This is a genomic window from uncultured Cellulomonas sp. (genome assembly GCF_947494015.1).
Lineage (GTDB): Bacteria > Actinomycetota > Actinomycetes > Actinomycetales > Cellulomonadaceae > Pengzhenrongella.
In genome coordinates this window covers 152,081-164,640 of the sequence record NZ_CANLTL010000010.1, presented here as the reverse complement: position 1 = coordinate 164,640, position 12,560 = coordinate 152,081, and the positions used below count along the sequence as shown (strand labels likewise).

Annotated in this window: 12 protein-coding genes; 2 read left to right on the top strand and 10 right to left on the bottom strand. The window is 75.1% G+C overall.

The features are described 5' to 3' along the window. Positions 1–480: endo-1,4-beta-xylanase (locus Q0840_RS12880; protein ID WP_367183126.1), on the top strand; the 480-nt coding region annotated here is incomplete at its 5' end. Between the two features lie 18 nt (positions 481–498). On the opposite strand, the gene Q0840_RS12875 is transcribed toward Q0840_RS12880, so the two are convergent. From Q0840_RS12875 to Q0840_RS12830, 10 genes are all read right to left on the bottom strand, one after another. Further along, positions 499–1,347, bottom strand: a complete 849-nt coding sequence (locus tag Q0840_RS12875; RefSeq protein WP_298459950.1) for an SMP-30/gluconolactonase/LRE family protein — start codon at positions 1,345–1,347, stop codon at positions 499–501. Positions 1,348–1,463: 116 nt separating this feature from the next. Next, the gene (locus Q0840_RS12870; protein ID WP_298459949.1) at positions 1,464–2,195 is read right to left on the bottom strand and encodes a 1-acyl-sn-glycerol-3-phosphate acyltransferase; all 732 of its coding nucleotides are present in this window, start codon (positions 2,193–2,195) and stop codon (positions 1,464–1,466) included. After that, positions 2,192–2,935 carry a (d)CMP kinase gene (cmk, locus tag Q0840_RS12865; protein WP_298459948.1) on the bottom strand — a complete coding sequence of 248 codons (744 nt, stop codon included), beginning with the start codon at positions 2,933–2,935 and terminating at the stop codon, positions 2,192–2,194. Before cmk ends, Q0840_RS12870 begins: the two co-directional genes overlap by 4 nt. 14 nt (positions 2,936–2,949) lie before the next feature. Continuing rightward, a complete protein-coding gene (locus Q0840_RS12860; protein ID WP_298459947.1) occupies positions 2,950–4,071 on the bottom strand; it encodes a prephenate dehydrogenase in 1,122 nt (373 codons plus the stop codon). Continuing rightward, on the bottom strand, positions 4,068–5,411 hold the full coding sequence (locus tag Q0840_RS12855) for a pseudouridine synthase (RefSeq protein ID WP_298459946.1): 1,344 nt from the start codon (positions 5,409–5,411) through the stop codon (positions 4,068–4,070). Before Q0840_RS12855 ends, Q0840_RS12860 begins: the two co-directional genes overlap by 4 nt. After that, positions 5,408–6,028 (bottom strand): SMC-Scp complex subunit ScpB, encoded by a 621-nt coding sequence (gene scpB, locus Q0840_RS12850; protein WP_298459960.1) that lies wholly within the window; start codon positions 6,026–6,028, stop codon positions 5,408–5,410. Before scpB ends, Q0840_RS12855 begins: the two co-directional genes overlap by 4 nt. A gap of 59 nt (positions 6,029–6,087) precedes the next feature. Beyond that, on the bottom strand, positions 6,088–6,867 hold the full coding sequence (locus Q0840_RS12845; RefSeq protein WP_298459959.1) for a ScpA family protein: 780 nt from the start codon (positions 6,865–6,867) through the stop codon (positions 6,088–6,090). Between the two features lie 88 nt (positions 6,868–6,955). Further along, positions 6,956–7,843, bottom strand: coding sequence for a ParA family protein (locus Q0840_RS12840; RefSeq protein WP_298459945.1), 888 nt, complete (start codon positions 7,841–7,843; stop codon positions 6,956–6,958). 166 nt (positions 7,844–8,009) lie between these two features. Beyond that, positions 8,010–8,951 carry a site-specific tyrosine recombinase XerD gene (gene xerD / locus Q0840_RS12835; protein ID WP_298459943.1) on the bottom strand — a complete coding sequence of 314 codons (942 nt, stop codon included), beginning with the start codon at positions 8,949–8,951 and terminating at the stop codon, positions 8,010–8,012. 11 nt (positions 8,952–8,962) lie between these two features. Then, positions 8,963–9,880, bottom strand: coding sequence for a heme o synthase (locus Q0840_RS12830; RefSeq protein ID WP_298459942.1), 918 nt, complete (start codon positions 9,878–9,880; stop codon positions 8,963–8,965). Between the two features lie 457 nt (positions 9,881–10,337). On the opposite strand from Q0840_RS12830, the gene tkt reads away from it, so the two are divergent. Next, positions 10,338–12,509: a transketolase gene (gene tkt, locus Q0840_RS12825; RefSeq protein ID WP_298459941.1), complete on the top strand. Its 2,172-nt coding sequence runs from the start codon at positions 10,338–10,340 to the stop codon at positions 12,507–12,509. The last annotated feature ends 51 nt before the right edge of the window (positions 12,510–12,560 follow it).

The window sequence follows — 12,560 nt, the reverse complement described above, 5'->3', positions numbered from 1 at the left end:
CTGGAGCGGTTCTCCCGGTACGGCCTGCCCATCCACTTCACCGAGTCCACCCTGCTGTCCGGGCACCTCATGCCACCACACATCAAGGACCTCAACGACTACCAGATCCCCTCCTGGCCGAGCACGCCCGACGGCGAGGCACGCCAGGCCGAGGAGATGGTCCGCCACTACCGCACCCTGGTCTCCCACCCGTCCGTGCAGGCCATCACCTACTGGGGCCTGACCGACGAAGGCGCCTGGCTCGGCGCCCCCGTCGGCCTCGTCCGCAACGACGCCACCCCCAAACCCTCCTACCACGCCCTGCACCGGCTCATCAAGAACGACTGGTGGCTCACCCCCACCACCCAGCGCACCGACACCCACGGCCAGGTACCAGTCACCGGCTTCCTCGGCGACTACCACGTCACCGCCGCCGGCGCCACCGGCAGCCTCACCCTCAGCACGGCCGGCACCACGACGGCCGAGGTGACCCTCGACTGATCGTCCGGGCAGTCGTCGTCAGCCGGCGAAGACCGCCACCGGTGCGCCGGGGACGCCGACGTCGGCGACGAAGACGGCGCCGGCTGCCGGTTCGGGGTCCGACAGGCCGTCCCGCGACGTGGTCACGAACAGCCGGTCGCGGTCCGGCCCGCCGAACGCGCATGCCGTGACCTGCCGGGCCGGCAGCTCGATCACCTGGTCGAGGCGCCCGTCCTGGGTGTACCGGTGCACGGCACCGCCCTGCCACAGGGCGACCCACAGACCGCCCTCCGCGTCCAGGGCCAGCCCGTCGGGCTGGCCCTGGACGGGGTCGACGTGCACGACCGGCCGGCGGTCGGTCAGCGCCGCCGACCCGAGGTCGTAGTCGAAGGCGTCGATGCGTCCGGTCGGCGTGTCGACGTAGAAGACGGTCGACCCGTCCGGGGTCCAGGCGATCCCGTTGGAGATGGTGACCCCGTCCAGCGCGCGGGTCACGGTCCCGTCCGGGTCGAACCGGTACAGCGCGCCCCGGCCCGGGGCGGCGTCGTAGGCCATGGAGCCGCAGAAGAACCGCCCCGCGGGGTCGCAGCCGCCGTCGTTCATCCGCACGTCCGCGTCCGTGAACGCCTCGTGCACGGGGCCGACGTGGCCGTCGGCGTCCACCACGACGAACCCTCGCTCGACGGCGACCACCATCCCGCCGCCCGCGCGCGGCCGGAAAGCCGCGGCGACGTCCCCGACGTGCCGCCGGGCGACGGTGCCCGCCGGCCCGAGGGTCAGGACGTCCCCGACCAGCAGGTCGACCCAGCGCAGCACGCCGGCGTCGGCGTCCCACACCGGACCCTCTCCGTGCCCGGCCAGTGGTTCGGTCAGCTGCTCGGCTCGCACGGCGCTCCTCACCCCCGGACCGCACACCTGCGCGAGGTCCCCCGCCGGTGCGTGGTCCCCTGGTCCGGGCGGTCCAGTATGGCGCGAGCCGCAGCCCGACCAGTCCCGATCCCGTGTCAGGCCGCGCCGCGTCGCCGGCGCCCGGCGAGGGAGGCCGCCCGGTTGGGGTCGTCCGTCGGCAGCACCAGCCCGGTCCGCTCCGACGCGGAGGCGACCAGCGCCGACAGCGCCGCCCGGATCGCCTCGTTCGCGTGCTCGACGGCCTCGCGCCCCGAGACGCCGGCGGTCCGCTCCAGGTGCAGCGGCGCACCGAACTGGACGACCAGGCGACGGCGCAGCCCCGGCACGTGCCCGACGCCCTCGCCGGTGCGGCGGGTGCCGAGCACCGCCACCGGCACGACCGGTGCCCGGCCGTTGACCGCGAGCCAGGCCACGCCCGCGTGGGCGCTGGCGGCGTCGCCGCGGCCCCGGTTGCCCTCGGGGAAGATCCCGACGGCGTCCCCCCGGCGCAGCACGGCGCTGGCCGCGGCCAGCGCCGGCCGGCCACCGGAGCCGTCGACCGGGATGTGACCCGACGCCCGCAGCACGACGCCGACCGGCCACCGGAACACGGCCTCCTTGACCATCATGTGCACGCCGCGGGGGGCGACCCCGACGACGAGCGGCCCGTCGACCACACCGGTGTGGTTGGCCGCCAGGATCACCGGACCGTCCGACGGCACCAGGTCGGCGCCCGTCACCTCGGCGTCCCAGACGCCGAAGGCGAGGAACCGCCCGATGTGGCGCGACCAGGCCGGGACGGACGGGACGTCGGCCCCCGGCGTCCGGTCGGGGTCGCGTCGGGTCACGGCCGCCGTCCGGTGACCCGGGCGACCACCTCGAGCACCGCGTCGACGGTCTGGTCCAGGTCCAGCTCGGAGGAGTCGACCGTCACGACCCCGTCGGCGGCGGTGCGGAACTCGACCACCGTGGAGTCGTCGGCGTCGCGGCGCAGCACGCCGTCGCGCGTGGCCTCCACCGCGGCGGCGTCGTCGGTGCCGTGCACCTCGCGGGCGCGCCGCGCCAGCCGGGCCTCCTCGCTCGCGGTGAGCAGCAGCCGGACATCGGCGTCCGGCGCGATCACGGTGGTGATGTCGCGTCCCTCGGCCACCACGCCGCGCCCACCGGAGAAGGAGTCCGGGCGCGACTCGGCGGCGATCGCGGCGCGCTGCAGCCGTCCGAGCTCCGCGCGCACCGCGAGGTTCGTCGCCACCGCGCTCACCTGGGCGGAGATCTCCTGGCTGCGGATGGGCTCGCCGACGTCGACGGCGCCCACGTGGACGGAGGGCGCCGCCGGGTCGACCCCCATGACCAGCGGCATGCGCAGCACCTGCGCGGTGACCTCGTCGGCGTCGTCCAACCGGACGCCCTGGTCCAGGCACCACCAGGTGGCGGCCCGGTACATGGCGCCGGTGTCCAGGTAGGCCAGCCCGAGCCGCTGGGCGGCGCGGCGCGACACGGTCGACTTGCCCGACCCGGACGGTCCGTCGATCGCCACGACCAGGGCCGGCGGGCCGGCGGAGAGGTCGGTGGGTGCGGGCGTGTCCATGTGGGTGTCCTCCATCAGCTCGCGAGCCGCCATCCTCGGGCGGCCAGCTCTCGTTCCAGGTGCTCGGCCCGGTCGGGCACGACGGACATCGCCGCCATGCCCATCGGGTGACGCGGGGAGTGCTCCATGCGCAGGTCCTCCAGGTTCACCCCGGCGTGCCCGACGTCGGTCAGCAGTCGCGCGAGCTCGCCGGGTGCGTCCGGGACCAGCACCGTCAGCACCCGGTACTCCCGGCGTGCCCCGCCGTGCTTGCCCGGGATCCGGGCGACGCCGGAGTTGCCGTGCGCGATCGCGGCGTGCACCGCGGCGAGCGAACCGGGCGCGACCGTCTCCGGACCGGTCGCCCGGTCGGCGAGCGCGAGCGCGTCGATCACCGCGTCCAGGTCCGCCCGCAGGCCGACCAGCACGTCCCGGACCGGCCCGGCGTTCGCCGCCAGGATCGACGTCCACAGCCGCGGGTTGCTGGCCGCGATCCGCGTCACGTCGCGCACGCCCTGCCCGGCCAGGGCGAGCGCCGCCTCCGACGCGCTGGTGAGCCGTCCCGCGACCAGGCTCGCGGCGACCTGCGGCACGTGCGAGACGAGCGCCATCGCGGCGTCGTGCTCCGCGGCGGTCATGGTGACCGGCACCGCGCCGAGGTCGGTGGCCAGCGTCCGCACGGCCAGCAGCGCGTCGTGCTCCGCCGGCTCGGCGATGACCCAGGGGCGCCCGACGAACAGGTCCGGCAGGGCCGCGACGGGTCCGGCGAGCTCGCGCCCGGCCATGGGGTGCGACCCGACGTAGCGGGTGAGGTCCGCGCCCGCCGCGTGGAGCTCGTCGAGGACGTAGACCTTGACGCTGGCGACGTCGGTCACCACGGCGCCCGGGTGCGCGGCGAGCTCGGCCAGCACGACGTCGGCCGTGATGTCCGGCGGGACCGCGACGACGACGAGCCGCACGGGCGCGTCGTCCGGCGCGGGCGTGCGGCCGGCTCCGAGGTCCCGGGCCAGCGCGAGCGCGGTGCGCGACGCGTCGTGCAGGACGACGTCCACGCCCCGGGTCGCCAGGGACAGGCCGATGCTCGTGCCGAGCAGGCCCGTGCCCACGACGCGCACCGGGCCGCGGGTGGCCACCGGTGCGCCGGACGGGTCCGTCACATGCCCACCTGGGTCATCAGGCTGCCGACCTCGGGCTTGCTCAGCACGCGGGTCTTGCCGGGCTTGAGGTCGCCGAGCCGGATGGGGCCGATCTGGGTCCGCACGAGGCGGTCGACGGGGTGGCCCACGGCGTCGAACAGCCGCCGGACGATCCGGTTGCGGCCCTCGTGCAGCACGATCTCGACGAGCGCCGCCTGCGGTGTGGAGTCGACGACCCGGTACCGGTCGACCTTGGCGACGCCGTCCTCGAGCTCGATCCCGCGCAGCATCTGCTGCCCGATGTGCGGGCCGACGCGACCCTCGACGTGCGCGAGGTAGGTCTTGGCGACCTCGTGCGACGGGTGTGCGAGCCGGTTGGCCAGCTCGCCGTCGTTGGTCAGCAGGATCAGCCCCTCGGTCTCGGCGTCGAGGCGCCCGACGTGGAACAGCCGCTCCTCGCGGTGCGCGACGAACTGCGCCAGCGAGGGCCGGCCCTCGGGGTCGTGCATGGTCGAGACCACGCCGAGCGGCTTGTTCAACGCGAGCGTGATGAGCGAGGCGTCGAGCTGGACCCGCATGCCGTCGACGTGGATGGCGGCGGTCTGCGGGTCGACCCGGACGCCGAGCTCGGTCACCGGGATGTCGTCGACCGTGACCCGACCGGCGGTGATGAGCTCCTCGCACGCGCGGCGGGACCCCAGGCCGGCCGTCGCGAGCACCTTCTGCAGGCGCACGCCGCCCTCGACGTGGACGTCCGGCAGGTCCTGCGCGGGCTGCGGGCGGCGCCCCCCCGGCCGGCGGGCCGGCGGCCACGCCGCACCCGGCCGCCCGGTCCCGGAGCGCGGTGCCCCGCCCGAGGGACCGCCCGCGCGGGACGACGACCCGGCGCCCCGGGCCGGCGACCCCGTGCCCCGGGCCGGTGACCCGCTGCGACCCGACGCGGGCGACCCGGGACGGGCGCCCCGGCCCTGACGCTCGGCGTAGGCGCGCTCGGCCTCGAAGGAGGGACGGCCCGGCGCGGCCGCGGGGCGGCCGCTGCCCGACCGGTCGCGGTCCGCGCGCGACGAGGCCTGCCGGTCGTCGGCGCCGCGCGACCGGCCGGCGCGGCCACCGCCGCCAGCACCGGAGCGCTCCGCGCCGTAGCCGGCTCCACCGGGCCCGCCCCCGCCGTACCCGGCTCCACTGGCCCTGCCCCCGCCGTACCCGGCTCCACCGGACCGGTCGGCGCCCGACCGCTCCCCGCCGGACCGGGCGCCACCGGTGCGCGGGGCGCCCGAGCGCGGACCTCCGGAGCCCTGGGTGGGACGGCCGGTGCCGCGCTGGCCGCGTGCGGGCCTGTCGGCGCCTGAACTGGTGCTCACTGGGGTTCTCCTGCTGCGTCGTCGACCCCGTCGAAGGAGTCCATGTCGGGAAGGTAGGGCGCGAGCGGGGGGAGGTCGTCGAGCGACCCGAGGCCCATCCGTTCCAGGAAGTATCCCGTGGTGCCGTACAGCACCGCACCACTGGACGGGTCGGTGCCGATCTCGGCGACCAGCCCGCGCGCCGAGAGGGTGCGCACGACCCCGTCCACGTTCACCCCGCGGACGGCCGAGACCTGCCCGCGGGTCACCGGCTGGCGGTAGGCCATGACGGCCAGGGTCTCCAGGGCGGCCTGGGTGAGCCGGGCGCTCTGGCCGTCCACGACGAACCGGCCGACCACGTCGGCGTACGCCGGCGCGGTGTAGATGCGCCACCCCCCGCTGACGGACCGCAGCTCGAACCCGCGCGGCCGACCGCCGGCTGCGCCGCGGTACTCCTCGGCGAGCTCGGCCAGCAGCCGCTCGACCTCCCCGGTGGGCAGCGCCAGGACCGTCGCCAGCCGGACCGCGGGGATGGGCTCGTCGGCGACCATGAGCACCGCCTCGAGCACCGAGAGCGCACCGCCCGGCAGGGCCGTGACGTCGAACGCGAGCTCGTCCACGGCGACGTCGGGCGGCACCTCGGGGCCGGCGGCGCCACCGACATCCGGGGTGACGTCCGTACTGCCGTCGGTGCCGCTCACGCGTGGTCCTCCTCGTCGAAGTCGTCGGACACCGTGACGTCCCCGTCGTCGGCGCCGGTCCACCGTACGGTGAGCTCGCCCAGCGGCGTGACCTGGTCGAAGGCCACCGCACCCTCCCGGAACAGCTCGAGCAGCGCGAGGAAGCGCACCACGACGACCGCGGTCGACCCGGCGTCGGCCACCAGGGCGCGGAACGAGGAGGCGCCGCCGCGGCGCAGCCGGTCCACCAGCAGCGCGGCCTGCTCGCGCACGGACACCGGCGGGGCGTGCAGGTGGCTGACGTCGACCGACGGCGGTCCGGCGCGGGGCGCGAGCGCGCGCGCCGCCATCGCGGCCAGCTCGTGCGGCCCGATCCGCCAGACGAGCTCGGGCAGCAGCGCCGCGAACCGCGGCTCGAGCTGGACCGTGCGCGGGAACCGCCGGCCCTCGGTCTCCAGCCGCTCGGCGATGCCCGCGGCGACCTGCTTGTACGCCCGGTACTGCAGGAGCCGGGCGAAGAGCAGGTCGCGCGCCTCGAGCAGCTCGAGGTCCTCGGCGTCCTCCACCTCACCCGCCGGCAGCAGCCGCGCGGCCTTGAGGTCCAGCAGGGTCGCGGCCACCACGAGGAACTCGCTGGCCTGGCCCAGGTCCCAGGTCCCCGTGCCGCCGGCCTCGGCGGCCCGGATGTGCGCGATGAACTCGTCGGTCACCTGCGCGAGCGCGACCTCGGTGATGTCGAGCTGGTGCTTGGCGATCAGGCCGAGCAGCAGGTCGAACGGCCCGGTGAAGTTCGTCAGGTGGACCCGGAACTGGGGTGTCCGGGAGCCGTCGGGCTCGGTCCCCGGTGCCGGGACGGCGACGCGGTCGGCGGTGCGGCCGGCCGCCCTAGGCGGCGTCGCCACGGGCGACGAGCTCTCGGGCCAGCTGGCGGTACGCGGCCGCGCCGGGGTGGTTGGGCGCGTAGGACGTGATCGGCTCGGCGGCCACGGAGGCGTCGGGGAACTTCACGGTCCGGCCGATCACGGTCTGCAGCAGCGTGTCGCCGAACGCCTCGTGCACGCGGGTGATGACCTCCCGGGAGTGCAGGGTCCGCGAGTCGTACATCGTGGCGAGGATGCCATCGACCTCCAGGCGCGGGTTGAGCCGGTCGCGCACCTTCTCGATCGTCTCGACCAGCAGCGCGACCCCGCGCAGCGCGAAGAACTCGCACTCGAGCGGGATGAGCACGCCGTGCGCGGCCGTGAGCGCGTTCACGGTGAGCAGCCCCAGCGACGGCTGGCAGTCGACCAGGACGACGTCGTACTCGTCGAGCACCGGCCGCAGCACCCGGGACAGCACGGACTCGCGCGCGACCTCACCGACCAGCTGCACCTCGGCCGCCGACAGGTCGATGTTGGCCGGGAGCAGGTCGAGGTTCTCGATCTCCGTGGTGCGCAGCACCTGCCGGATGTCCGCGTTCCGCTCCATCATGAGGTTGTAGACCGTCAGGTCGAGCTCGTGCGGGCTCGTGCCCAGGCCCACCGACGCCGCACCCTGCGGGTCGAAGTCGACGACCAGCACGCGGCGGCCGATCTCGGCCAGCGCCGCACCCAGGTTGATGGTGGTCGTCGTCTTGCCGACGCCACCCTTCTGGTTGCACATCGCGATCACCCGCGCGGGGCCGTGCGAGGCCAGCGGCGGCGGCACCGGGAAGTCGGGGAGCGGGCGACCCACGGGGTCCAGAGCGGGGGCGTCCGTGCTGGTGGACGATCCGGAGGGGGCCTGGCTGGTCACCCGCCCAACCTACCGCAGGGGTCCGGACCGCTCGTGCGCCGCCCGGTGCAGCGGGTGACCCACGCCGGCGGGTGGCGGGCCGGCGGGTGGCGGGCCGCCATCCGCCGGCCGACCGGAGCCGACCGGAGCCGGCTGGTGGCGGGCTGGTGACGGGCTGGTGACGGGCTCAGTGCAGCGCCCGCGGGTGCGCCGCGGCGTAGACCTCGCGCAACGTGTCCGGCGTGACCAGCGTGTACAGCTGCGTGGTCGTGACCGAGGCGTGGCCGAGCAGCTCCTGCACGACCCGGACGTCGGCGCCGCCGGCGAGCAGGTGGGTCGCGAACGAGTGCCGCAGCGTGTGCGGGGAGATGTGCGCCGCACCGGCGAGCCCGGCCCGCTCCGCCGCGGCGCGCAGCACCGCCCACGCGCTCTGCCGGCTGAGCCGGGCGCCACGGGTGTTGAGGAACAGCGCCGGGGTGCCGCGGCCGGCGGACGCCAGGGCCGGCCGCGCACGCACCAGGTACGCCTCGACGGCGTCGACCGCGTACGAGCCGACCGGCACCACGCGCTCCTTGCCGCCCTTGCCCAGCAGCCGCACGGCCGCGCGGCCCCGGGTGAGGTCGACGTCGTCGACGTCGAGGCCGACGGTCTCGGAGATCCGCGCCCCGGTCGAGTAGACGAGCTCGAGCATCGCGCGGTCGCGCAACGGCGCGGGACCGTCCCCGACGCCGGCCGCCTCGAGCAGCCGCTCCACCTCGTCGGTCGAGATCGCCTTCGGCAGCCGCCGCGGCTGGGCCGGCGGGCGCACCGTGCTGGCCGGGTCCGACCCGACCATCCCCTCCAGGGCGCAGAACCGGTGCCAGCCGCGCACCGCGACCACCGCGCGCGCGGCCGACGACGCCGACAGCGGTGCGCCGCCGTCGGACCCGGTCCGCAGGGCGATCACGAAGTCCTCGACGTCGGCCTCGGTGATCTCCGACGGCGCCGTGCGGCCACGCGCGCCCAGGTAGGTGACGTACCGGCCCAGGTCGCGGCGGTACGCGCCCAGGGTGTTGACCGACAGCCCGCGCTCGACGGTGAGGTGGGCGAGGTACTCCTGCACGACGCCGGGCAGGCCGCCTGAGGTCACCCGGGCCGGCCCTAGAACGGCAGGAAGGGGTCGACCGCCACCATGAGGAAGAGCAGCGTCAGGTACGTGATCGACAGGTGGAACAGCTTCATCTCGCCGAGCCGGACCGTGCCCGGGCGCTGGGCGCGGCGGTACATCGCGACGCACCCGGCCACGAACCACGCGCCCAGGGCCGTCGCGGCGACCGCGTAGACCCACGTCATCGAGGCCAGCGGGACGAGCACGAGGGAGCAGGCCACCATCGCCAGCGCGTACGCGACGACCTCGGTGGCGACCCGGCGGTCCCCGGCGACGACCGGGAGCATCGGCACGCCGGCGGCGGCGTAGTCCTGGCGGAACTTCATCGACAGCGGCCAGTAGTGCGGCGGGGTCCAGAAGAAGATGACCCCGAACAGCGCGACGGCGGCCCAGCTCACCGACTCGGTCACGGCGGACCACCCGATGAGGACCGGCATGCAACCCGCGATCCCGCCCCACACGATGTTCTGCGAAGTGCGGCGCTTGAGGATCATGGTGTAGCCGACGACGTAGACGGCGATCGCGCCCGCGGTCAGCATCGCCGCCACCGGGTTGACCACGAGCGCGAACCACGCCAGGGAGACCGCGCCCAGCACGAGACCGAAGACGAGCGCGTTGCGCGGTGACACCTCGCCGGTCACCAGCGGCCGGCGCTTGGTGCGGTTCATGAGCCGGTCGATGTCACGGTCGAGGTAGCAGTTCAGGACGTTCGCCGAGCCGGCCGCGGCCGCACCGCCGACCAGGGTCGCCAGCACGAGCCCCAGCGGCGGGAACCCGCCGGCGGCCAGGATCATCGTCGGCAGCGTGGTCACCAGCAGCAGCTCGATGATGCGCGGCTTGGTCAGCGCCACGTAGGCGCCGGCGACCGCACGGGCCCGGGCGAGGCCGCCGACGGGCTGCCGGGGGGACACGGGCCGTCCGGCGGGCAGACCCGACGTCGCCGGGGGTCGCGTCGCGGGCGTCCTGTCGATGGGGACCGAGCTGGGAGTGGGCACGCGCTGCGATCTTCCGTTCCTCGGGGCGGGCGGCCGGGCGGGGTGACCCGGGGCCGCGGCGGCCGGCGTGACCGACCGTGCTGCCCCGTCATGCTACGGCCCCCGCTCCTCCGGTGGCCCCCCGCGCGCCGGGCGGGGCTGTGATCTTGGTCCCGGCGACCGTCCGGCAGCGTCGCCACCCGCCGCCATCGCCGCCGTCATCGCCGACGTGAACCGCGGGCTGCACCGGTGCCACGTCCCGCTCTGCGGGCCACCCGGCCGCGATCCGCCGGGGTCGCTAGTCTCGATGTGGACGGCTGCACCGTGGCGTGCGGCCGCAGACGCACGCGAGGCGACGTCCCGGACCGAGGTGTCCGGGCAGGAAAGAGGTTCGGTGAACGCGTTCGACCCGGCTGTCCCGCTCCAGTGGTCCGATCTCGACCGGAAGGCGGTGGACACGGTCCGCGTCCTCGCGGCCGACGCCGTCGAGAAGGTCGGCAACGGCCATCCCGGCACCGCGATCAGCCTGGCTCCCGTGGCCTACCTGCTCTACCAGAACCGGATGCACCTGGATCCGTCGCAGCCGCACTGGCTGGGCCGTGACCGGTTCGTGCTGTCCGCGGGCCACTCGAGCCTGACCCAGTACATCCAGCTGTACCTGGCCGGCTACGGCCTGGAGATCGAGGACATCGCGGCGCTGCGGACCTGGGACTCCAAGACCCCGGGGCACCCCGAGTTCCGCCACACCACGGGCGTCGAGATCACCACCGGCCCGCTCGGCCAGGGTCTGGCCAGCGCCGTCGGGATGGCGATGGCCGCCCGGCGCGAGCGCGGCCTGTTCGACCCGGAGGCCGCCCCCGGCGAGAGCCCGTTCGACCACCAGATCTACGTCATCGCCTCCGACGGCGACCTGCAGGAGGGCGTCACCAGCGAGGCGTCGTCCATCGCCGGCACGCAGGAGCTGGGCAACCTGACCGTCCTGTGGGACGACAACCACATCTCGATCGAGGGCGACACCGACATCGCCTTCACCGAGGACGTCATGAAGCGGTACGAGGCCTACGGCTGGCACGTCCAGTTCGTGGACTGGACCCAGACGTCCGACGGCTCGCCGTACCACGAGGACGTGGAGGCGCTGAACGCCGCCTTCGACGCCGCAGCCGCCGAGACCACCCGCCCGTCGATCATCGGGCTGCGCACGATCATCGCCTGGCCGTCGCCGTCCAAGCAGAACACCCACGGCGCGCACGGCTCCAAGCTGGGCGGCGACGAGGTCAAGGGCCTGAAGGAGGTCCTCGGCTTCGACCCCGACACGGCGTTCGACGTCGACCCCGAGGTGCTCGCGCACACCCGCGCCGTCGCGGAGCGCCAGAGCGGGTACCGCCAGGAGTGGGACGCGAAGTACGCCGCGTGGCGTGAGGCCAACCCCGACCGTGCCGCGCTGCTGGACCGGCTCCAGGCCGGCGAGCTGCCCGACGGCTGGACGGACGCCCTGCCGACCTTCCCGGCCGGCAAGGCCGTGGCCACCCGCGCCGCGTCCGGTGAGGTGCTCTCCGCGCTCGCCCCGGTGCTGCCCGAGCTGTGGGGCGGCTCCGCCGACCTGGCCGGCTCGAACAACACCACCATGAAGGGCGAGCCGTCCTTCCTCCCCGCGCACCGGTCGACGCACGAGTTCGCCGGTGACGAGTACGGCCGCACGCTGCACTTCGGCATCCGCGAGCACGCCATGGGCGCGATCCTGTCGGGCATCGCCCTGCACGGCCCGACCCGGCCCTACGGCGGCACGTTCTTCACCTTCAGCGACTACATGCGCGGCGCCGTCCGGCTGGCCTCGCTGATGGGGATCGGCGTCACCTACGTGTGGACGCACGACTCCATCGGCCTCGGCGAGGACGGCCCGACCCACCAGCCGGTCGAGCACCTGTCGGCCGTCCGCGCGATCCCCGGTCTGGCCGTCGTGCGCCCGGCGGACGCCAACGAGACCGCGCAGGCGTGGAAGTCCATCCTCGAGCGGTTCGACGAGCCGGTCGCGCTCATCCTCACCCGGCAGAACGTGCCCACGTTCCCGCGCGGTGAGGACGGCTACGCGACGGCCGACGGGGTCGCGCGCGGGGGCTACGTGCTGCTCGACGCGAGCAACGGCGAGCCCGACGTCGTCCTGATCGGCACCGGGTCGGAGGTCCAGCTCGCGGTCGCCGCGCGCGAGACCCTCGAGGCCGAGGGAATCGCGACCCGCGTGGTGTCCATGCCGTGCCAGGAGTGGTTCACCGAGCAGGACGAGGCCTACCGCGAGTCCGTGCTCCCGACCGCGCTGCGCGCCCGGGTCTCGGTCGAGGCGGGGATCGCCATGTCATGGCACCGCATCGTCGGGGACGCCGGCCGCACCGTGTCGCTCGAGCACTACGGGGCGTCGGCCGCCTACGAGAAGCTCTACGAGGAGTTCGGGATCACGGCCGACGCCGTGGCTGCGGCCGCCCGTGAGTCCATCGCCGCCGCGCGCGGCGACGCGCCGACGTCGAACGCGGCCGGCGCTCCCACCGACAGCAAGGCCGGGGACCAGCAGTGACGGCCGGCACCTTCCCGGTGCCGGCACCGGACCACGACCGACAGACCCTCA

Bases quoted from the DNA above. Each gene is read 5' to 3' on its own strand.
- cmk (WP_298459948.1), bottom strand. From the start codon at position 2,935: ATGGACACGCCCGCACCCACCGACCTCTCCGCCGGCCCGCCGGCCCTG.